Origin of the sequence: Ruminococcus sp. 1001136sp1_2201st1_G3_2201SCRN_220225 (assembly GCF_040924365.1) — a bacterium.
Lineage (GTDB): Bacteria > Bacillota > Clostridia > Lachnospirales > Lachnospiraceae > Blautia_A > Blautia_A faecis.
In genome coordinates, this window is sequence record NZ_JBCOME010000002.1 from 55,338 (window position 1) to 78,158 (window position 22,821).

General features: G+C 44.2%; 16 protein-coding genes and 2 pseudogenes. 12 read left to right on the plus strand and 6 right to left on the minus strand.

The window, feature by feature from the left end:
* Positions 1–55: 55 nt before the first annotated feature.
* From gnpA to AB5642_RS01315, 3 genes are all read left to right on the plus strand, one after another.
* Positions 56–2,218 carry a 1,3-beta-galactosyl-N-acetylhexosamine phosphorylase gene (gnpA, locus tag AB5642_RS01305; RefSeq protein WP_173769052.1) on the plus strand — a complete coding sequence of 721 codons (2,163 nt, stop codon included), beginning with the start codon at positions 56–58 and terminating at the stop codon, positions 2,216–2,218.
* A gap of 117 nt (positions 2,219–2,335) precedes the next feature.
* Positions 2,336–3,052 (plus strand): LytTR family DNA-binding domain-containing protein, encoded by a 717-nt coding sequence (locus AB5642_RS01310; protein ID WP_173717776.1) that lies wholly within the window; start codon positions 2,336–2,338, stop codon positions 3,050–3,052.
* Between the two features lie 2 nt (positions 3,053–3,054).
* The gene (locus AB5642_RS01315; RefSeq protein WP_173769053.1) at positions 3,055–4,398 is read left to right on the plus strand and encodes a sensor histidine kinase; all 1,344 of its coding nucleotides are present in this window, start codon (positions 3,055–3,057) and stop codon (positions 4,396–4,398) included.
* Between the two features lie 24 nt (positions 4,399–4,422).
* Here the strand turns inward: AB5642_RS01315 and AB5642_RS01320 are convergent.
* Positions 4,423–4,497: pseudogene (locus tag AB5642_RS01320) on the minus strand (DUF6783 domain-containing protein); the annotation flags it as partial.
* Between AB5642_RS01320 and AB5642_RS01325 the strand changes: the two are divergent.
* Entirely contained in the window at positions 4,462–4,587 is a 126-nt protein-coding gene (locus tag AB5642_RS01325; RefSeq protein ID WP_368356999.1) for a hypothetical protein, read from the plus strand. The pseudogene AB5642_RS01320 and the gene AB5642_RS01325 overlap by 36 nt on opposite strands.
* On the opposite strand, the gene AB5642_RS01330 is transcribed toward AB5642_RS01325, so the two are convergent.
* Both AB5642_RS01330 and AB5642_RS01335 read right to left on the minus strand, forming a co-directional pair.
* Positions 4,565–5,497 (minus strand): AEC family transporter, encoded by a 933-nt coding sequence (locus AB5642_RS01330; protein ID WP_173717774.1) that lies wholly within the window; start codon positions 5,495–5,497, stop codon positions 4,565–4,567. The genes AB5642_RS01325 and AB5642_RS01330 overlap by 23 nt on opposite strands.
* Before the next feature lie 133 nt (positions 5,498–5,630).
* A complete protein-coding gene (locus AB5642_RS01335; RefSeq protein WP_148462016.1) occupies positions 5,631–5,888 on the minus strand; it encodes a hypothetical protein in 258 nt (85 codons plus the stop codon).
* A gap of 191 nt (positions 5,889–6,079) precedes the next feature.
* On the opposite strand from AB5642_RS01335, the pseudogene AB5642_RS01340 reads away from it, so the two are divergent.
* The 6 genes and pseudogenes from AB5642_RS01340 to nrdG all read left to right on the plus strand — a co-directional run.
* Positions 6,080–6,226, plus strand: a pseudogene (locus tag AB5642_RS01340) (DUF6783 domain-containing protein); the annotation flags it as partial.
* Between the two features lie 244 nt (positions 6,227–6,470).
* Positions 6,471–7,700, plus strand: a complete 1,230-nt coding sequence (locus AB5642_RS01345) for an ABC transporter substrate-binding protein (protein WP_226815019.1) — start codon at positions 6,471–6,473, stop codon at positions 7,698–7,700.
* 249 nt (positions 7,701–7,949) lie between these two features.
* On the plus strand, positions 7,950–8,828 hold the full coding sequence (locus AB5642_RS01350; protein WP_330602358.1) for a sugar ABC transporter permease: 879 nt from the start codon (positions 7,950–7,952) through the stop codon (positions 8,826–8,828).
* Position 8,829: 1 nt separating this feature from the next.
* Positions 8,830–9,693: a carbohydrate ABC transporter permease gene (locus AB5642_RS01355; protein ID WP_118578072.1), complete on the plus strand. Its 864-nt coding sequence runs from the start codon at positions 8,830–8,832 to the stop codon at positions 9,691–9,693.
* A 432-nt stretch (positions 9,694–10,125) separates the two neighbouring features.
* Positions 10,126–12,315 (plus strand): anaerobic ribonucleoside-triphosphate reductase, encoded by a 2,190-nt coding sequence (gene nrdD / locus AB5642_RS01360; RefSeq protein ID WP_118578071.1) that lies wholly within the window; start codon positions 10,126–10,128, stop codon positions 12,313–12,315.
* A 231-nt stretch (positions 12,316–12,546) separates the two neighbouring features.
* A complete protein-coding gene (nrdG, locus tag AB5642_RS01365; RefSeq protein ID WP_148462015.1) occupies positions 12,547–13,056 on the plus strand; it encodes an anaerobic ribonucleoside-triphosphate reductase activating protein in 510 nt (169 codons plus the stop codon).
* A 112-nt stretch (positions 13,057–13,168) separates the two neighbouring features.
* On the opposite strand, the gene AB5642_RS01370 is transcribed toward nrdG, so the two are convergent.
* Together AB5642_RS01370 and AB5642_RS01375 are read right to left on the minus strand one after the other, a co-directional pair.
* The gene (locus AB5642_RS01370; RefSeq protein ID WP_368371417.1) at positions 13,169–17,971 is read right to left on the minus strand and encodes a hypothetical protein; all 4,803 of its coding nucleotides are present in this window, start codon (positions 17,969–17,971) and stop codon (positions 13,169–13,171) included.
* A 180-nt stretch (positions 17,972–18,151) separates the two neighbouring features.
* Positions 18,152–19,222: a 5'-3' exonuclease H3TH domain-containing protein gene (locus AB5642_RS01375; protein ID WP_195379719.1), complete on the minus strand. Its 1,071-nt coding sequence runs from the start codon at positions 19,220–19,222 to the stop codon at positions 18,152–18,154.
* A 280-nt stretch (positions 19,223–19,502) separates the two neighbouring features.
* Between AB5642_RS01375 and AB5642_RS01380 the strand changes: the two genes are divergently transcribed.
* Both AB5642_RS01380 and AB5642_RS01385 read left to right on the plus strand, forming a co-directional pair.
* Complete coding sequence (locus tag AB5642_RS01380; protein ID WP_173715990.1) at positions 19,503–19,907, plus strand: hypothetical protein; 405 nt, start codon at positions 19,503–19,505, stop codon at positions 19,905–19,907.
* Between the two features lie 28 nt (positions 19,908–19,935).
* Positions 19,936–21,177 carry a M56 family metallopeptidase gene (locus AB5642_RS01385; RefSeq protein WP_243249480.1) on the plus strand — a complete coding sequence of 414 codons (1,242 nt, stop codon included), beginning with the start codon at positions 19,936–19,938 and terminating at the stop codon, positions 21,175–21,177.
* 206 nt (positions 21,178–21,383) lie between these two features.
* Here the strand turns inward: AB5642_RS01385 and AB5642_RS01390 are convergent, their stop codons facing one another.
* Positions 21,384–22,754, minus strand: a complete 1,371-nt coding sequence (locus tag AB5642_RS01390) for an MATE family efflux transporter (protein ID WP_330604850.1) — start codon at positions 22,752–22,754, stop codon at positions 21,384–21,386.
* Between the last annotated feature and the right edge of the window lie 67 nt (positions 22,755–22,821).

Consider the following 22,821-nt stretch of genomic DNA (forward strand, 5'->3'; position numbering starts at 1 on the left):
ATCAAACAATATTAACAACCTTTGTAAATAAAAAAGAGAAAAGCGAGGTCGCAAAATGGAACAGAAAAAAGGCAGAGTTACCATTCCTACCAACCTGGATGTGGTAAAGGAAACACTGGATATTATGAATGAGTGGGGCGCAGATGCCATCCGTGACTGTGATGGAACCGAATTCCCACAGGAGCTGAAGGACACCGGTGCGAAAATCTACGCTACCTACTATACCACCCGAAAGGACAATGCCTGGGCAAAGGCTAATCCGGATGAGATCCAGCAAATGTACATTATGAGTTCTTTCCACACTGCAACATCAGACAAACTGGAGATCCACCTTATGGATCACCTGTACCCGGATATGCTGAAGGTGAACACACGCGATGATATCACAAAGTGGTGGGAAGTGATCGACCGCACCACAGGAGAAGTGGTTCCGGCAAGTCAGTGGCATTATGAAGAAGCGAGCGGAAATGTGGTAATTACACCTGTAAAACCGTTCCATGAGTATACCGTCAGTTTCCTGGCTTATATTATGTGGGATCCGGTGCATATGTACAATGCAGTGGTAAACGACTGGAAAGATGTAGAGCCGCAGATCACATTTGATGTGCGCCAGCCAAAAACAAGAGCTCATTCCCTGGAGCGCCTCCGCAGATTCCTTGACACCCATCAGTATGTGGATGTGGTACGCTTCACCACCTTTTTCCATCAGTTCACCCTGATCTTTGATGAGCTGGCAAGGGAAAAATATGTGGACTGGTTCGGTTATTCCGCATCTGTCAGTCCATATGTGCTGGAGCAGTTCGAAAAAGAGGTCGGCTATCCATTCCGCCCGGAATACATTATCGACCAGGGCTACATGAACAATACCTATCGCATTCCATCTAAGGAATTCAAGGACTTCCAGGCATTCCAGCGTCGCGAGGTTGCGAAGCTTGCAAAGGAGATGGTAGACATTGTCCATGAATATGGCAAAGAAGCCATGATGTTCATGGGTGACCACTGGATCGGCATGGAGCCATTTATGGATGAGTTTGCTTCCATCGGTCTTGATGCTGTGGTTGGAAGTGTGGGAAATGGTGCAACCCTGCGTCTGTTCAGCGATATTAAAAATGTAAAATACACGGAAGGACGATTTCTTCCATACTTTTTCCCGGACACCTTCCACGAAGGTGGAGACCCGGTGAAAGAGGCGAAGGTAAACTGGGTAACTGCAAGGCGTGCCATTCTCAGAAGCCCCATCCAGAGAATTGGTTATGGCGGATATCTGAAGCTGGCTCTTCAGTTCCCAGATTTTGTCCAGTATATTAAAGAGGTCTGCCAGGAATTCCGTACCCTTTATGATAATATCCAGGGTGTGACTCCTTACTGCGTGAAACGTGTTGCTGTGTTAAACTGCTGGGGCCGCATGCGTTCCTGGGGCAATCATATGGTACATCACGCAATCTATTACAAACAGAATTACTCTTATTTTGGCATTATTGAGGCATTAAGCGGTGCACCCTTTGATGTATCCTTTATCAGTTTTGATGATATTCTGGCAGATAAGGATCTGCTGAAAAAATTTGATGTTGTGATCAATGTAGGGGATGCGGATACTGCGCAAAGCGGCGGCGAGTACTGGGTAAATGAAACCATTATTACTGCTGTAAAGGAGTTCGTTTACAATGGTGGCGGTTTCATCGGAGTTGGCGAGCCTGCAGCCCATCAGTGGCAGGGAAAATTCTTCCAGCTGGATGATGTACTGGGTGTGGAAGAAGAAAGAGGCTTCAATTTAAATACCGATAAATACAACTGGGAGGAACACAGAGACCACTTTATTCTGGCTGATGTAGAAGGTGATGTGGACTTCGGTGAGGGCAAAAAGAATATTTTTGCGCTTCCGGAAACCCAGATCCTGATCCAGAATGACCATGAGGTTCAGATGGCAGTAAAAACCTTTGGAAAAGGCCGCGGTGTTTACATCAGCGGACTTCCATACAGCTTCAGAAACAGCCGTGTACTCTACCGTGCGGTTCTCTGGTCTGCATCTGCCGAGGACGAACTGAACCGATGGTATTCCACCAATTATAATGTAGAAGTCCACGCTTATGTAAAGAATGGCAAGTACTGTGTCGTAAACAATACTTACGAGCCACAGGATACAGTTGTCTATAAAGGAGATGGCAGCAGCTTCCCGCTTCATATGGATGCAAACGAAATTAAATGGTACCAGATTTAATAGTCATAGGTTTATTATAATTAAACCACATCCTATTTCAATAATTCTGTCACGAAGTGTTGGAAAATGGCACGAATGGTATTATAATAAACCTATCACAAAACAAAGGAAACCATTATGAGAATTGCAATTGTTGATGACATTAAAGAAGAGCGTGACAAGCTCGCAGACGTACTGACGAAACAGCTTTCCAGACGTGGGATTCACGTAAATTTATTTGAATTTGAAAATGGAGAAGATTTTCTTATTGCGGCAAAGGAACGTCCTTTCACCGTCGTTTTTCTGGACATCTACATGAGTGGTGCAAATGGGATCGAGACTGCCAGAGAGCTTCGGATATTTGACTCAGATGCACTTTTAATTTTTACTACCACTTCTACGGATCATGCTCTGGATGGGTTCAAGGTCCGTGCCATGCACTACCTTGTGAAGCCATATCCCGAAAATGAGATTTCAGACCTGATCGATGAGGTTCTTTCCCGGATCCCGGATTCTGGAAAATACATAGATATAAAAGTAAACGGAAGCAATGTGCAGGTTCCGTTTCGACATATTATATACGCAGAACATTTTTCCCATATGATCCATATTCACACCACTGGCGGCAAAGAGCTGATCACCCGCCAGTCCTTCGAAGCCTTTACTACATCCCTAAAAATGGATCCAAGATTTTATCTTTGCAGCAGAGGCGTTGTGATCAATCTGGAGCATGCTGTTGATTTTGATGGAGCCCTGTTTATCCTGGACGATGAAACCCGGATTTCCGTCAGCCGGAAGCTGGTCAAAAATGCAAGACAGACTTTTATGGATTTTCTGTTTCAAAGGGGACATTGAATATGAATACTATATTAAGACCTGTTCTGGAGCTTACGGTAATGATTTCCGGTCTGTTCCTTGCCTATCTGCCGGTACAGACCTATCTGAAACAACCGCCCGGCAGACTGGCTGCATGGCTTGCACCTCTTCTGGCAGGAATCTGTCTCCTGGAAGGAGGATTTTGTTACTTTCTTAACATTCCTACCAGCTCAGTGCTTTTTCCCACTCTGCTGGTACTGATGCTGATCTATCACAAAAGCCTGACTATCTCTATCTGGAAATCCGGCAGCATTTTTCTGGCAGTATGTGGGGTCTTTGCCTGTGTAAACAGCCTTTCCAGAGCAGTGAATGCCATTGTGGCAGAAAGACTTGGACTTCCGGAAACAGAGATCTGGTTTCACACCAGTGCCGGTATTTTTTACAATGTAATATGTCTGCTGTTCGTTGCTGCCGCCTGGTACCCGGCCTCCCATGCAGCCCGCACTATGATCGATGACGAAAATTTAGCCCAGACCTGGTATGTTTTCTGGATACTGCCACTGATTTTTATAGGTCTGAATCTCTTTATGATTCCCAAATATGAGGGAACTCTGTATACTGGACGTATTTTGCAGGGCTACATTGTGATCAGCCTGATGCTTCTTGTAATTCTCATGCTGTTTTACACAATGTTTCTTATGATGGCCAACAGCCTGAATAAAAATGCAAGGCTTCAGCAGGAAAATCATTTTCTCTCCCTTCAGCAGGCACGATATGAGAACCTTTGCTCTGCCATAGAGGAGGCAAGGCAGGCACGACACGATATCCGCCATCACTTTTTGCAGCTTTCTTCCCTTGCGGAAAAGGGAGATCTGGAAAAAATAAAAGAATACCTTTCCAATGCAAACAGTAAAATTCCAGACTACGACCTGCATTTTTGTGAAAACCAGGCGGCTGACAGCGTGATCAGCCATTATGCCGCTCTGGCAAAACGGGAGAACATTCCTTTCCGGGCAAAGGCCGATCTGCCAGCCCACATTTCCATAGACCAGATTGATATGTGCTTGGTTCTCTCCAACCTTCTGGAAAATGCTCTGGAAGCCAGTCTGAAAGCAAAGTCTTCCAACAGGAGAATCCATGCAGAGGTTTACCTTCATCATAAGCACCTTCTCCTGATCCAGGTGGAAAATACCTTTGAAGGAAAAATACAGGAGAAAAATCATATTTTCCAGTCGTCCAAGCGTCCCGGAAACGGAGTGGGAATCCAGTCTGTCCGCCACATTGCAGAAAAAAACGGAGGAGACAGCAGCTTCACTTATGAAAATGGTGTTTTTACTGCAAAAATTATGCTGCGCATACAGAAAACAGCCGTTTCCCATCCATAACCAAAGCAGAGAGGTTTCATGCAGACACGCTCTGGAACGTGTCGAAAAAATCATTCCCGCAATCTGCACGCCCCACTTTGCGGTATATTTTCCCCGAATCCAACAAAAAAAGAAAGCTGCAGAACAATATCAGAAATGATACTGTCTGAAGCTTTCTTTTTCTGCATCAATAAACTACAAATGCCATGACCACATACACCAGTATGGATATCAGGCAATACAGAGAATTGGTGGTGGAAACATAAGCGCTTCCATCCTCACTCTTCAGGAAGGTCTGCATACTGAATGTGGCTGGAGCGGACATGTAGCTGATCACTGCAAGGTTCAAAAGCAGATGATCCCCCACTATGTAATGTATTGCCAGCAGCACTCCCCCGATCATGACTGCCTGAAGAAGAATACGAAGTACAATGGTCCTGATACATGGGGAAAGAAGTTTCTTATCAAATTCAATGCTGAATCCTACCACCAGCAGAATAACTGAGGTTATGGAAGTGGTGAGAATGTTCTCCACACTTGTATAGGTACCTGCAAACGGTCCGGCAAGAAGCTTCTGCACCACACCGGTAAGTCCGGCAATGATTCCCAGCACACTTGCAATAAACGCCGGTGTACGTATTGCACTGGAAAACAGTTTTCCCGGATCGATCTTTTCCCCGTTTTCCACCTGTCCGAGCATTCCCATATAGACACTAAAGCCAAACAGAAGACCTGCAATATCCAGCACAGCGATCTGGGAAAGATTCTCCGCTCCGCAAAGGCTGGTATATAAAGGATAGGCCATGGAACCGCCTTCGTATACACTGACCATAAAGGGCAGATATTTCTGGTAACGCTCTGCCGGCATAAGCGGGCGGAGTAAAAAACCGATGCTAAAGGAAACAACCAGCATTACAAACATGATTCCAACCAGAATTCCGGTTTCTTTATTATATTCTGACGTAGCAAGGGCATGGAAAATTGCCACAGGAAGCATGATCTGGGTCACCAGAAGCTTCATATTGTTAATTCCATTCTGATCCAGCAGTTTCAGCCGCTTGCAGGCCATGCCCAGAAGAATCATCACCAGTACGGGCAAAATAATTTCCAATACTTTCATTCTATGCACACTTTCTATGTATTTCTTAATATTGTATTTTGGTATTTCTTAATCCAGACTCTTCCTGATTTCTTACCTTACAGGATATTTCGTATGGCAAACTCTTCTGCCAGAGCGTGTCTGAATAGTTCTTTTATTCATCAAAATCGGTCTCAAATACTCCCTCAGGCGTACGCATGGTAAGAACCCCGAGATTAAAATCATCATCCATTACCGTGATATGATACTCAAAGATTACATCATCCTCAAACTTGGACAGCAGAATATAGCTTCCGTTCTCTTTTCCCTCGATCTGGTCGCAGATATCATCATACACATCTGCACCGGAAATCTCACGCGGATAACCGGAAGCTTTGATTTTTTTCTCAATTGCAGCGTATAATTCTTCCATTTTATGTTCTGCAGCAGTGCATGCCATCAGGGCTTACCCTCTCAGTTCTTTTTGACTGCCGCATACTCCTTTCCTGAATTTTTTTCGATTAAATATGATTGTATAATATCCGCCCCTGAAATGTCAAACCACATTTTAACCAAATCCTGCTTACCTGTCACGAACCAGAGCGTGTTTGAAAAAGACTTTCTACAAAATCTCCCACAACGTGGGGCGTGCAGATTGCGGGAATGATTTTTCAAACACGTTCTGGTTATCGTAATTTCTTCGTGATCAAAGAAATCCTGATTTGTATGATTTCGTACCATACTTCTCGTATTTTGTATATTATTTTATAACTTATCTGTTATTTTATTCTGCTCTCTACATTTTTTCCATGGCTTTTGTGGTTTTTTGTTTTTTCTTTTGTGTATTTCGTTGTGTTTTTCTTTGTTTTTGATATTTTTCATTGTTTTTTTCACCAATTTCTGTTGACATCTGACTGTTTTTGTTGTATGCTATTTTCTACAGAGAGGCACTCCATTTGGTACAAGGATGTATCTATGGAATGCCTCAACTCGTATCTAAAGGGAGGTAATACTTATGAAAATGAAACAGGTTTTAGCAACAGGCGCAGCTTTATCAATGGCTCTCTCCATGGCTCCGGTCACCGCATCCGCCGCAGACAAAGTAGACATAAACGTCATTGCTGCACAGTATGGCCAGCAGACTGCTGACTGGTGGGCGAACTTCGTGACAGAATTTAATGAAGCAAACCCGGACATTAACCTGAACGTAGAGGTTGTTTCCTGGAACGATATCTACACCGTAGTAAATACCCGTATCGCCAATGGCGAAGCTCCTGATGTCCTGAATATCGACGTATTCGCAGATTATCAGGCAGATGATCTCCTTCTTCCGATCCAGGACGTTGTTTCTGAAGAGACCTACAGCAAGATGTACGATGCATTCCTTGCACAGTCTGAAGTAGACGGAACTGTATGGGCTATCCCGGATCTTGCATCTGCACGTGCTATGTACTATAACAAAGACATCCTTGATGCAGCAGGCGTAGAAGTTCCTACTACATGGGATGAGCTGAAAGCTGCTTGTGAAGCTCTTAAGGCTTATGATGACAGCATTTATCCATGGGGTATCGATATGACTACTGACGAAGGTCAGGCAGCATTCGCATACTACACCTGGAACAACGGCGGCGGATTTGTTGACGATGAAGGTAACTGGACACTGAACAGTGAGCAGAACGTTGAAGCAATCCAGTACGCAATCGATCTTGTAAATTCCGGTTACACAAACACCGATCCTGCTAACGATACCCGTTACGATCTGCAGGATATGTTCGGCGCAGGTAAGGTTGCTATGCTCATCGCACCGAACAGCTTACCTACCTACATTGCTACAGGCGGAAATGAAGTAAACTACGGCGTTGCTTCCATTCCTTCCAATACAGGCGAGTCTGTATCTGCAGGTGTTATGGACCGCTTCATGTGCTTCGATAACGACTACTCAGATGATGAGAAAGCTGCTATCTCCACATTCTTTGATTATTTCTATGATGATGCCCGTTATACAGAGTGGGTTGACATGGAGGGATTCCTTCCGGCAACCAAGTCCGGCGGCGAGGCTCTCGCAGCAGCTAACGAAGATATGGCAAGCTGGATTGATATCTTAGACAGCTGTAAATTCTATCCAACAGCGAAAGCAGAATGGGCAGATGTAAAACAGGGCGTTATCAACGTAGAGCAGAATGCTCTTCTTGGCGGCGACGTTCAGGAATTACTGGATGACCTTCAGGCAGAAATCGCTGGCTGATCTTAATCCACTGTTTTTCCCATTACGAGGAAGATAATGGGCCGGACTTACGGGTCCGGTCCATTTTTAAGTTTGCGAAGCAAACGCTACTTCTTGTGCCAGGCACAAGAAGGTTCCACCTTTTTGCGAAGCAAACGCTGCTTCTTGTATTTGTCACAAGAAGGTTCTGTTTTTCTGCGTAACAAACGCCGTTTTCTGTGCTTGTCTGCGCAGCGTCAACGCTATTTTTATAAAAAGAGAGGTATCCCTGTGAAGAAAAAATTCAAAAAAGTGGAACCATATGTATGGATCCTGCCAAGTGTCCTTCTCATGGCAATTTTCATCCTGGTTCCTATTATCTTTGTATTCCGTATGGCCTTAAGCGACGTCAGCAAAGCTGGTCTGATCAAAGGCTTCGCCGGATTTGAAAATTTCCGCAAGGTAACAAGCAGCCCTGTTTTTGCCATGGTGCTGAAAAACACCCTTGTGTGGACCGTTGCCGTAGTCGGCATCTCCACACTCCTTGGATTTATCCTTGCGATCCTCCTCAACAATGAATTTAAAGGCCGTAAGCTTGCACGTGCCGTTGTTGTTTTCCCATGGGCCACAACCCTGATCGTTCAGGCAAGTATCTGGAAATTCATCATCGACACAGATTACGGTACCTTAAATACACTGTTGATGAAGCTTGGCATTATTGACCACGCTGTGAACTGGACTCCTACTGCCGGTGCTTATTTCGCCTGGGAAATTGCCTGCGGTATTTTTGTTACCATTCCATTTGTAACCTTTACCGTACTTTCCGGTCTGCAGAGTATTGATGCCAGCTACTATGAGGCAGCAGCCGTAGACGGAGCCAGTTACTGGCAGAAAATGTTCCAGATCACCATCCCGCTGGTACGTCCGAATCTTACCATCAGTACCATCCTGAACATTATCTACGTATTTAACTCTTTTCCGATCATATGGACCATAACCAAGGGTGACCCTGCTAACCGTACCGACACCCTGGTTACCTATCTGTACAAACTGGCCTTCTACAACGGCAAACAGGGACAGGCAGCAGCCGTATCTGTTATCGGCTTCCTGATTCTTCTTTTCTGCGCCAGCCTGTACATGGTTTCCGTACTGAAGAAAGGAGACGAATAATATGGCAAACACCAATGCTTCAGTTAAGAAAAAAAATACCAGAAACACAGTTTTACGTGTATTGCTCTATGTAGTGATCATCGCCATCTGTCTGATAACTTTATACCCATATTTTGTAACTGTATGTACTGCTCTTAAAAGCCGCGCGGAAATCTTTTCCATGAATGGAACTATTTTCCCTGTTGAGGCCATCTGGTCCAACTTCACAGACGTATGGAAGCTGGCTCCCATGAGCAATTACATGATGAACTCCATTGTGATCGCAGGAGGCTCCACTCTTCTGGCTATGGTCTGCGGTATCCCAGCTGCTTATGCCCTGTCCAGAATGAAATTCAAAGGCCAGACTGCTTTTCTGGGATTTGTTATTGTCTCCCAGATGTTCGCACCGGTTGTACTTCTCATCGGTATCTACAAGGTTATGATGGCGTTCCATCTTACCAACAGCATTATCGGCCTGATCTTTATCAACGCAGCATTTAACCAGGCATTTGCTATCTGGCTGCTCCGCGGTACTTTCCTGAGCATCTCCCCTGAGATGGAGCAGGCTGCCACTATTGACGGCTGTAACCGCGTACATGCCCTTTTAAGGATCCTTCTGCCTGTTGCTGCACCTGGTATCGTTACAGCGCTTATTTTCGTATTTATCAACGCCTGGAACGAATATACAGTGGCACTGACACTGATCTCCACTGATACCTTCAAGCCTCTCACCGTTGGTATCAATATTTTCAACGGTTACAATATGATCGAGTGGCAGTATCTGTTTGCTGCTTCCCTCTATGCAATTGTTCCAGTTGTGATTCTGTTCGTCGGAATCGAAAAAAATCTGGTTGGAGGACTCACTTCTGGTGGTGTCAAGGGTTGATTTTTATTTTTTTCCAAGTATAATAGAGGAAGATGCGGACGCGAGAAAGGGTTGCCCAGGGCAGCCCTTTGTTCATGCCCCATAACTATTCAGAAGGCAGTATTCCGCCAGGTGTTTTTGTGAACATTGTTCACAGCTGCGGCGCGAAATCATACAAAGCATGTTACTGGTCATCCAGTAACTGTTTTATTGTGTACGGTAAAATTTCACATACGGAATAACCCCGATGATTCCGCACATTTCAGGAACTCTATACCGGAGATCACCGAATGATTCTTCTGTCCTGCTGACGAAAATTCAGCACATTTCACAGATTTTTAAAATCAATGGTTTTGACCTTGACTTTTCTGTAGAATACTGTAATATTGATAGTGCACAACATCTAGTATGTAATCAAAGATTTAAGCACAATATATGGAGGGATTTGAAAGAATGAGTACTGAGGTCAATGCAAACGTCATTAAACGAAATGGCGTGGAAGTTATTTTTGATAAGGCGAAGATCATCAACGCCGTTGAAAAAGCGAATGAGGAGGTTTCTAAGCTTCACAGGCTGAGTCATTACCAGATCACAGCGCTTGCTGATATGATTGCCACCCGTGCCCTTGAATCCTCCCACGCTGTCAATGTGGAAGATATTCAGGATATGGTAGAGACCGGCATTATGGAGATGCGCGGTTATGAGGTTGCACAGAAGTATGTGCGCTATCGCTACAAGAGAGAGCTTACCCGCAAGTCCAATACCACAGACGACAGCATCCTTGCTCTTCTTGACCAGATTAATGAGAATGCCAAGCAGGAGAACTCCAATAAGAACCCTACTATTAACTCTACCCAGCGTGATTACATGGCAGGCGAGGTCAGCAAGGACCTGACCATGCGTGTTCTTCTTCCTGAGGAGATCGTAAAGGCTCACGACGAGGGAATCATTCATTTCCATGATTCCGATTACTACGCACAGCGTGAGCATAACTGTGACCTGATCAATCTGCAGGATATGCTCCAGAACGGCACGGTTATCAGCCAGACACTGATTGAGAAGCCTCACAGCTTCTTTACCGCATGTAACGTTACCACACAGATCGTCGCACAGGTAGCCAGCAATCAGTACGGCGGACAGTCCTTCTCTCTCGCCCATCTGGCTCCTTTTGTAGACATCAGCCGCCAGAAGATCCGTAACAAGGTAATCGAGGAACGTAAGGCTTGCGGTGAGCCTCTTGATGATGAGATCATCCAGAAGGTATCGGAACGCAGACTGAAGGATGAGATCCAGAGTGGTATCCAGACGATCCAGTACCAGCTGATCACTCTTATGACCTGTAACGGACAGGCACCATTTGTAACGATTTTCATGTATCTTGATGAAGTTCCGGAGGGACGCACCCGTGATGACCTTGCACTGATCATCGAGGAAGTTATGAAGCAGCGTATGCAGGGTGTTAAGAACGAGCGCGGTGCGTGGATCACACCTGCATTCCCGAAGCTGATCTATGTGCTGGATGAGGATAACATCCACGAGGATTCCAAATATTGGTACCTCACAGAGCTTGCAGCGAAATGTACTGCCAAGCGTATGGTTCCGGATTACATCTCAGCCAAGATCATGCGCCAGTTAAAAAACGGCAATGTTTACACCTGCATGGGATGCCGTTCCTTCCTTACCGTTGAGGAGAAACAGAAGAACCCGGACGGTTCCTACAAGTTCTACGGTCGTTTTAACCAGGGTGTTGTTACCATTAACCTTGTAGATGTAGCCTGCTCCTCAGACGGCGATTTTGATAAGTTCTGGGAGATTCTGGAGGAGCGCCTGGAGCTTTGCCACAGAGCACTCCGCTGCAGACATGAGCGTCTTCTTGGCACAGTTTCCGATGTTGCCCCGATCCTGTGGCAGTATGGTGCTCTTGCACGGCTTAAGAAGGGTGAGACCATTGACAAGCTTCTTTATGACGGCTATTCTACGATCTCACTTGGATATGCAGGTCTCCATGAGATGTGCATGAGAATGTACGGAAAGCCTCATACAGACCCTGAGGTTCGTCCGTTTGCGCTGAAGGTTATGCAGCGCCTCAATGACAAATGTGCCCAGTGGAAGGCAGCTGAGAACATCAGCTACTCTGTATATGGCACTCCGATGGAATCCACCACATACAAGTTTTCCAAATGTCTCCAGAAGCGTTTTGGCATCATTCCAGGAGTTACGGATAAGAATTATATTACAAACAGCTATCACGTTCACGTTACTGAGGAGATCGACGCATTCTCCAAGCTGAAATTCGAGTCTGAATTCCAGAAGCTTTCTCCAGGAGGAGCCATCAGCTACGTGGAAGTTCCGAATATGAAGCAGAATATTCCGGCAGTTCTCTCTGTTATGAAGTTTATCTATGATAACATCATGTATGCAGAGCTGAATACCAAGAGTGATTTCTGTGATGTCTGCGGATATGACGGAGAGATCCAGATCAAAGAAGACGAGAACGGCAAGCTGATCTGGGAATGCCCGAACTGCGGTAACCGCAATCAGGACAAGATGAGCGTTGCCAGAAGAACCTGCGGATACATCGGTACCCAGTTCTGGAACCAGGGACGTACCCAGGAGATCAAGGATCGTGTATTACATCTGTAATAAGTAATGGTTCCCGGGTTTTCTGTGAACTACGTTTACAGAACCTTATATAAGGTTACCACTGAACATAACACTCCGGACAGTTTTCTGAATTTCATAATTTTGATTTCTGTCCGGATTTTTTTGCATAATGGTATTTTACTATGAAAGTCCTGAATCGTGTTTGAAAAAGGCTTTCTGCAAGATGTGTGCATTTGATTATCAAGCACAGAAGGAAAAGAGGAATCAGTTATGAACTACGGAAACATTAAATCCTACGACATAGCAGACGGCACAGGCGTGCGTGTAAGCCTGTTCGTATCTGGCTGCAGGCACCACTGTAAGGGCTGTTTTAACGCACCTACGTGGGATTTTAACTACGGTAAGCCATTTACCCGGGAGACTCAGGATAAGCTCCTGGAGCTGCTTGCTCCGTCTTATATAGAGGGCTTCTCCCTACTCGGCGGCGAGCCATTCGAGCCAGAGAATCAGCCTGTTCTGACAGAGCTTCTGGAAGAGATCAGGCGTACCTTTCCGGATAAATCCATCTGGTGTTACAGTGGATATCTTTTTGACAAAGATATGGTTCCCGGAGGTAAGATCTACACTCCTTTTACAGACCGGATGCTTTCCTGCATCGACGTTCTGGTAGACGGAGAGTTTATTCAGGAATTGAAAAACCTCTCCCTTCAGTTCAGAGGGAGCAGCAATCAGCGAATTCTGCATTTAAAAGATGGTAAGCTTATTAAAGAAGGCCTGTGATACGGGTCTTCTTTTCTTATATCTGCATTCAAATAGTTGCATAAGTTTTTACATCTGGGTAACCAAAAATCCCCCTCCTGTCTAACAGGAGGGGGATTTTATTACACTTTATTTATTTTGCTTTCGCATATTTTGGTGTGCTGTAAGAAGAATAGATTGGAACACCTGCTTCGTTGTTTCCAACGGCGCGTACTTTGTAATAATACTTGGTTCCAGCTTTCTTGGAGCTCTTGTCAACATATTTCACTTTGGAGCCTTTTGTAATAGTTCCTACCAGTTTGTATCCGGAACCTTTCTTAGTGGAACGGTATACCTGATATCCGGTAGCTCCTGTTACTTTCTTCCAGCTGACAGTAATCTTGCCCTTTGTTGCTTTCGCTTTTGGACTGGTTGGCTTCGCGATCTTTGCTGTGGAAACTATAGCACTTGCAGATTTGCTTGCACCACTTGTATATGTTTCATCAGCAGAATCTTTGTACTCATAGGACTTACCATTCTTGTAAGCAATTACATAATAGTAATATTTTACTCCTGCTTTCGGTCCTTTGTACTCTGTGCTTGTTGCACCATTATAGGTGTACTTGATCTCGCGATCTGTAATAGTCGTTTCCTTCAGTTCACTAACGAATTTGTATCCGCTGACTGTTGTGGAATCAGCAACATAATTCGGGACAGTTGCACTGGAACCGTAACTATAGCTGTAAGAATTGCTGTCTTTGTTATATCTGTTCCAGGAAGAGGTGGTTCTGTATACACGATAGTAATCAGCACCTGCTACCGGATTCCATGTTACAGTAATACTTCCATCTGCTTTGTTTGCAACAGCTTTTACATTGCCAGGAGTTGCTAAAACAGGATTAACTGTTGCTCTGATTTCATTGCTGTATTCCTGTCCTCTGTATGCACGTACACGATAGGTTGTTTCCGTATCTGCTGCCGGGAATGTAATGGAAGATGTGGAAGCTTTCAGTGTCTTATAGGTTTCCCATGCACCAGTCTCTTCATTTCTCTTCTCAACCAGATAACCCTTTCCTGCATATACCGGCTGCCAGCTTAACTTCATCTTACCGTTTGCATAAGAAATTCTGTTAACGGTAGTCATCTCGAAGCTAAGATTTGCATATACACCTTCATCAATGTAATACTTGCTGTTTCCTACAGTCTTGTATGCTCTTACAAGATAGTAATAATCCATACCGCTCTGAAGCTTCTTGTCTGTATAACTGGAAGCCTTTGCACTTGTAGTCTTGATCAGTTTATACTTAGCAAAATTGTTGGTCATGCCAGCTGCTACAGTATCTCCAATAGAAGATCCTTCACATCTGTAAATCTCATATCCCTTAGCACCTTTGATCTTGGTCCAGGACAGTTTTACAGAAGTTGTGCTCTTAGGTGTTGCTTTCAGCTTCAGCGCACCGCCCCAGGTAGTAACCTTATTATAAGCCCATGCTCCATAAGTGGTCTTGCCTGTTTCGGAATCATAATAATATGGTCTTACTCTGTAAGTATAGGTAGTATCTGCTTTCAGTTTGGTGTTCTTATAAACGCTGTCTGTAGTTTTGGCAATTGTTTTATATTTCTTGCCATTCTTTCTCTGGATCTGATAGCCGGTAAGCCAGCTTTCTGATCCGCTTTCAGCGCTCATCTTTAAGGTAACGGTCTTAGCTGTGATAACATTTGTTACAGATATATTCGGCATACCAGCGTTAAATGATGCTGTATTTGTGTATGCACTGTATTTCTGTGCAAGTGTAGCTGCCTTATCATTTTTTACACGGGCACGCACATAATAGGTCTTGCCTGGTGTAAGTGATTCAAAGTAAAGTGTTGCCTTATTATTCTCACCAGAAATACAATCTGTAACCTTGTAATCATTTACAAATTCAGGTGATTCGGAATACCAGAATTCTACATCTTCTTCTTTTCTTACAGTTCCGTCATAGGAGAATACATAACCATCCGGTGTTTTCTCAACCAGCTTCAGGTTGCTGATCGCTGAAGTGGCTTTGGAGACATTGACAGCTACTACATTGGAAGGAGTACCGTATTTCTTGTTTCCGCTCTTGTCTTTTACATAAGCGACAACTCTTACATAGGTTGCTCCTTCTTTTAATAAGGATTTTCTCAATGTAAGTGCATCATCATCCTCATAGTACTCATCTTCATCTTCATCATAGTAACCACTGGAAGAAGCTGTTACCCAGTCCTCTTCGGAAGGCTGTGCCTTATCAGTGTACTGGAGCTCATAAGAGTCGCCATCTTCCAGAACAGCATCAAAACGGAATTCGAAGCTGTTTTCAGATTCTTTATACATCTCTAAGCCAGTTACATTCTTAGGTGCCTTTTCTGCATCTGTAGTGAAGGAGACTGCTGCAGGTTTCAGTTTTGCAACCTCTTCCTCTTCCGGTCTGTCTGCACTGCTCACTGCACGAACATAATAGGTTTTTCCTGCTTCCAGATTACTGTTGTTTTTGCTGATCTTCAGTTTCGCGGAACCAGCTGAGCCATCATAATAGAAGCTGCTCCAGTCACTTACCATAGTTGCAGTAGTAAATTCTGTGCCTGTTGCGATCTGATACCATACGCTGTCTAAATCAACCTTTGCACTGTATGTGAAATAATAGTAATTGTCGTCAGCTTTCACATACTGAAGATCTGTGATCGGCTGAAGAGCATCTACTGTAAATGCAGCGGACGGTGCTGACCAGTCGCCTTCTACGGTCTTTGTGACTTTCTTTCCGTCTATATCAACGGTATAAGTGCGTACTGCACGTACCTGGAAAGTATAGGATTCTCCAGGAGCCATTGCCTTGATCGGATCGCCATTCTCATCTCTTACACGGTCAAATGAAACCTTAGGATCTGTTGTATATGTATACAGATCTTCATCTTTAAGCTCTGACAGGGAAACACTTGGGAAATTACCGCGTCCGACGCTGTAGTAGGTCTTATCAACAGTTCCGTCATCCTTCAGAGAAGCTGAGCTCACGTATTCACGGCCGGCAGAATCTTTTACAAGGATTTCATAGCGGTTTACATTGTCAAGTGCGTTCCAACGCAAGGTTGGCTCACTAGCCTCTGTGTTTACATTTACACCGGAAACAGCTGCAGGCTTCTCACTGGTACCTGCATCTGAAGCGGTTACTTTGTATGCAAATGCATTGGACCAGTCTCCGTATACTTCCTTACCATCCTCTCCGATCTTAACGGCACGAACAGAAAGATTATAGGTCTTTCCGTCTTCAAATGCATAAACAGGCTGACCGGTAGCCGGATAAATAACAGGTTCCAGAACTCCGTCTACGCTTGTATAAGTTCTATAATCAGACTCATCAAAGGAATATCTGGTGCCGCTTACTCTGGTATACCTGCCACTCTTCCGATCGGATGCCAGTGACTCAAAGTACTCACGTCCAGCTTCGTCTGTAATCTTAATCTCATAGCTGTCTGCATTCTTATCCGGATTCCAGCTGAGAACATAAGAAGATGCTGTTACACCGGAGATTTTCTTCAGGCTTGTATCTACAGCTTTATAAGTTACTGTATAAGCGTCAGACCATTCACCTTCCTGCTTCTTGTTTGCACCATTCTCATATCTGTAATTAATTCCGCGGACACGGATGGTATAGGTTTTACCTCTTTCAAATTTGAACTCTCCGTAGGTTCTTCCTAAATAGAAGTTTGGATAGGAATAATTGGAATCTGTTGTAAAGGCAACTTTTCCATCTACTTCAACTTCGTACTGGGATACATATGTATTCTGGATACGGTTCCAGCTTACATATTCATATTCATCGTTGTATTTGAAATTACCGGTCTTCTCTGGTACAAGACTGCCGCTGTCGTCTGCTTCTACAACCAGTTCATTGGACCAGTCGCCTACCTTCTTCTCATCGCCGGAGCCTGTATATGCACGGACTTTAACGGTATATTTCTTGCCTTTCTGGAAAGCACCGATATATTTTCCGTCTGCATCAGAAGCGACTTCATAAAGACCTGTGGTGTCGTTCTTTTTAAGCAGATAACCGTAATTCTCATAGAAATTGAGCCAGTTACCTGAAGTAGTTACATAGGAGGGTTCCTTTGCTCCGTATGCATAAGAATAATATTCATTTCCAGCTTCATCCTTAATGGAAACCTCGAGGTTCTGGTTCTCGCCGGATACCTGAATCTGATTCTTTCTTTCAGCTGCATAAATTGTCACACTCTTCGGCTCAGCGACCTTCTTTGCGTAGGTATAATCTACAGCGTCAGACCATTCACCATATGCAACAGTTCCATCTGCGCTGTTACGGTTTACGGCGCGAACGGAAACCTTGTATGTCTTGCCATTCTCAAGACCTGCAATATATCCGTTTTTACCATCTGGTTTGTATACAAGGTTTCCTTCTGCGTCAACCTTGAACGGCTGCATGGTAAGATTTGTAAGACTATAGCTTAAGTTGACTATGGACGGATAACCGGTCTCTGGCTCGCTTGCATTATAATAGTAGCGGTAAGTGTACTCTCCGTCTGTTACACGGATCTGGTATTCATCTGCCTTCTGGTCTGCATACCAGGTAAGAACATTCTTATCCTCCTCATCAAATGCAACATGTCCGATCTTGCCAGGTGCCTCTGCATCAAAAGCAGCAACCTCGTCGGTGCTTCCGCTCTCTTCTGCGTCTGCAACTGCCTCACTGTCACCGAAGCCATCCTCTGTAACAGCTGCCACTGCGGCTTCATCTCCGAAGCCATCTGCCTCTACAGCAGCTTCCTCTGTGGTGTCCGCTTCCGCTGCCGGAGACTCAGATACGAAATCTCCTCCATCTGTAAAATCTGACGCCAGAAGTGGTGTCGGTGCGGAAGTTGCGGTCATTGCCGCTGCAATTGCAATGGCAACAGACTTATTGAGTGTTTTCAAATCTTTCTTCATACATTTCCCTCCATGAATTAAATTTATTGAAATTGATCAATAAGTAGTATGGGGAAATTATAGCGTATTACTCCGTTTTAGGCAAGTGTTTTGTGAATAATTTATGTATTTTGTGCAAATAAGCACACATTACCCACACCCATTTGTATTTTTTCTGATATTTTCTCTTTTTTCTGACAATTAAGTGTTTTCTTTATATTTTGACAATTTTAGTGTTTTTTCATATTCCGTCAAAATACTGTTCATTTCGTAGCGCTTTAACTGTCTGATCAGTTCTTCTGCATTAATATGAAGCCGCATATCTTCCAGGCTTTCTTTTATCTCAATGTCATGTTTCATAGTTGCCAGCTGTTCGCTTAAGTATACCATCTCTTTATTTGTTTTCAGTGCTTTCAGAGGGCTTCTGCCTATTCCAAGGTTTTCTTTCCAGAAAGTATTCAGTTCCTTTTCTTTCTTTGCCACGTCTTCGCAGTCCTCAATTGCTTCATAGATCGCGTCCAGGGTTTTATATTCTGCTACAAGCGGCGCTGCTGCTGAGGAAACGCCCTTACAGCCTGGAATTCCATCGCCTGGATCTCCAGTGATCGCCAGAAGCACAGGAATCTGTTCCGGATATACCCCTTCCTCAGAACAGACAATTTCCGGTGTATATTCAAATACATTAGAAGGGAGTTCCTCGTAAGCCTCTTTTCCAAACAGGCCATATGCATCCTTTAAATTCTCCAGCTTATCCTTCGTAACAACACGCCACATGCGGGTATATTCGCTTACCAGCTGAAAATAATCGTGATCCTTGGTAAGCACATAAGTCTGCAGATCCGGGCCCTGGAATTTCTCCACAAGAGATGCCGCATAATCGTCAGCCTCATAGTCCTGGCTCATAAATACCGGACAGCCGATTGCTTTCAGAAGCTCTTCCATCTGGATAAACTGTTCTTTTAATGGCTGGGCAGTCTCCTTGCGATTGGCTTTGTAAAAATCGGCGCCAAGCTGGGTGCGGCGGAAAGTATCTCTTGTCATGTCAAAGGTAAATGCCACGTATTCCGGCTTTACCTTCTTATAGACAGCCAGAAGGGTGCGAAGCATGGTGAACATGGCATTTGTGTATTTTCCATCGGAGGTGTGCAGGATTTCCGGATAGTGTCTCTCTTTTTCCTCGTCTGTCTTTGCGAAAAGGATAGATTTGGGAAGATTTCCGTAATAGGATGTGGACAGCATGGAGGAGCCGTCGATGATCAGAAATTTGGGCATAATTGTTCTCCTTCTATGATTATTTGACAGTTTCCTAACGAAGCGTTGATTTTTACACACTGTCAGGAAGTGTCTTTTCAATATCTGATATGATATCAGACCTGTAATTTTTCTCAATCTCTCTGTAAGTATACCATAAATTTATCTTATCTGAAAAATTTCCAAAAATTTTTTCAGATTTCGTGTTATTTCTTTCTCTGGTTTTCGTATATATAGTGAAGGGAGCAGAAAACAAAATTATTTCTGAATTCCCGCTCTACGTAGAATGAGGAGGTACTCAATGAAAAAAATAATTTTAACCTTATCCGGCGTTCTCTTTGTGATCGTCACCGGATGCTCGCTGCTGATCTGCATGATGAACGGAATTCCGAATTTGGATCAGCCGGCTGCTGCCTTTTACCTGGCGAAAGCAATTCTGTTATCCTTTAGCCTTCCTCTGGTAACCTTAGGTCTCTTCGTACACTGTTTGCAGCTTAGACGAAAGCTTGATAAGAAGAACCTGTTGTTCCGGAATGCGATGAAGGAGCTGATAAAAAATCGCCAGACCAGCTGCAGGGATTCTGGAGATTCTGATTTCCAGAGCTTTAAAAATTCACTTACCTGTCTGTTCTGTGCCTTTGCCGAAGATTCCGATCTCAGCGAAGAAGATCAGAAGGACTTGCTGGATTTTATTGACAAATTTTAAGTGAGGGACTTGCATGCTTTTAATCTGTATGAGCATAGCAGGAACAGTGCCACTGATCATCTGTCTCCTGCTATTGCTTCTCCAAAGGAAAAAATTTTCATACCGGCTTGGCCGGAACCTGGTGTTTCTGAGTCTGGCGGGGTATTTGATACCGTTTCAGGTGGTTAAATATCTGATGCCAACAGATGTTTTGATAAGAACAGACGCTCTTGCAAACATCTCTTATTACATCAATTTTGACGACAAAGGAGCAATTTCTTATCACGGAATTTCATTATGGATGTCCGACTGGATTCTTATGATTGGATTATGCTGGCTATTTTTAATCTCAGGCTTCAGTGTTTACGAAATCATAAAGTATCACCGGCTCACGCGAAAGCTGAAAAAGATTACTGAGAAAAGAACTTGTTTCTTACCTGGAATCGGGGATGTAGAATACCGTATTTCTCCCCTTATTGGTTCTCCCTATACTATAGGTTTCCTGAAGCCTTTCATTGTCGCGCCGGAGAGCCTTGAGGATTCCAGATTGTCAGAAATGATTATGCGGCATGAATATTCACACCTGCGCCGTCATGACTCAGCTGTAAAGCTGCTCTGCCTGTTAGCCATTTGCCTTCATTTTTATAACCCGTTAACATTGCTTACGCTTCTGCTTTACACCAGCTTTTCCGAAAACATTGCAGATCAAGCCGCCACCGAAGGTTTCACCACGGAGGAGAAAAAAGCCTACGCAATTGCTCTCGTAACTCTTTCCGCAAGAAACAGACAGGTTCCTGTAGTCTGGAAAAACAACTTATTGGGGGCCAAACATACGATGAAAAGGAGAGTGGAATTTATTATGATGAAGAATAAGAAAGCCAGTAAAATTGGTACTGCTGCTGCGATATTGGCATCTGTATTTTTGAGCGGGACTACGGTGTTTGGGTATGCGCCGATGCAGACAACGGAAGCACCAGTATTTTCTCCAATTACTGAATCCTCTATTTCTTTTGAAGAAGTGAACACTTTAGATTCTCAGTTTTCAAACTCAGATATATATTTTGAAACAGAAGATCATTTTTCAGTTCCAGTTACTTCTTCCGATTTAGAAACACGTGCCCTTATATGCACACATGATTTTAAAGAGGGATACGCGGATAGACATTATCCCAAAAGTAATGGTGGTTGTGAAGTAAAACGCTATACTGCAAAAATTTGTCAAAAATGCAATCATCTTGTCATCATGGACTACGTAAGCACAACAACTTACGCCAAATGCCCACACAAATAATCGCCTGCACTAACTTTAATGGGAGGAAGTTAGCCCAGCCGAATTATTAAATCATTCACACTTACCCAATTATGTCATTTTCCATTATTATCTTTCGTGAAGCTCAGAGGGAACGGAAGCTAAAAACGAGCCAGGGAAGCGTTTCGCTTTCCCTGGCTCTTACCCGTTTCAGAAACATATTATAACATTTCTCTTCTTTCTTTCCATCACGCCGCTTTCCCGGTACCTTTCAGCTGTCCATGCACCGTCTGTCTCACAAACACAAAGCAGATCACCTGCAGCACAATGGTAATGAACCAGGATGCCGGATAGGAAATAAACAAGGTGTACAGGCTTCTGTGCTGTGGGAATATCCAGAAGATCCACACAATTCTAGTACCAACCGTACCGATAATAGAAAGGATCATAGGCACACCGGAATGTCCCATTCCCCGGAGAGCGCCAGGAAAAAGATCCATGATTCCACATAAGAAATAAGGCACTGTGGTGATGGAAAGAATCTCCACACCGCATCGGATAACCTCCGGATCCTCTGTGTAAACCTTCAGGATCTCACCGCCACACATGTAAGAGCCGCATCCCAGCACAAGGGCAATCACAAAAGACAGGATTCCGCAGTCCAGCAGCACTCTGTCCATACGTTTATATTTCCCAACGCCATAATTCTGGCTGGTAAAGCTCATACAGGCCTGAGTGACCGCATTTACAGACGCATATAAAAATCCCAGAATATTATTCGCCGCCGTATAACCAGCCATGGCAGTGGAACCAAAGGAATTTACAGAAGACTGCAAAAGCGCATTGGAAATGTTAATAACCGTACTCTGCACTCCTGCCGGTATTCCCACCTGAAAAATCTGTACCAGATAAAATTTCTTCATACACAATCTGGAAAACCGAAGCTGATAACTGCTGTCCGTCATATACAGACATCTAAGAACCAGAATACAGGAAATCAGCTGGGAAATAATGGTCGCAATGGCAACACCTGCAACACCCAGATGAAACACGATCACCAGAATCATATTCAGCACCGCGTTGGTCACACCAGCCACAACCAGGAACAGCAGCGGACGTCTGGTATCCCCTACCGCACGCAGAATAGCTGCGCCATAGTTATAAAGCATAAAAAACGGCATTCCCAGGAAATAAATCCTCATATACAGGGTGGACTGGTCAATAACATCAGCAGGGGTTCCCATAATCTCCAGTGCCCATCTTGAAAAAACAAGTCCTACAGCAGCCATCGCCACACCACTGACCAAAGCCAGTGTAACAGACGTATGTACCGTTTCCGACATCTCCTTCGCCTTACCTGCCGCATAGAACCTGGCAGCCAGTACATTAGCTCCCAGTGAAACACCAATAAAAAGATTGGTAAACACATTGATCAAAGCGGTAGTAGATCCAACTGCTGCCAGGGCCTGGCTGCCGGAAAACCGTCCCACCACAATAATATCCACAGCATTGAACATCAGCTGCAGAATTCCGGAAACCATCAGCGGAATGGCAAAAGAAACCAGCTTGTCCATAATGGTTCCGTTACACATATCTATTTCGTACTTATTCTTACTCAACTCTATCGCTCCCTCATCCATATGCCAGCACCACCGGAAGCCCCTTCCGGTCTGCCGCCAGAGTATA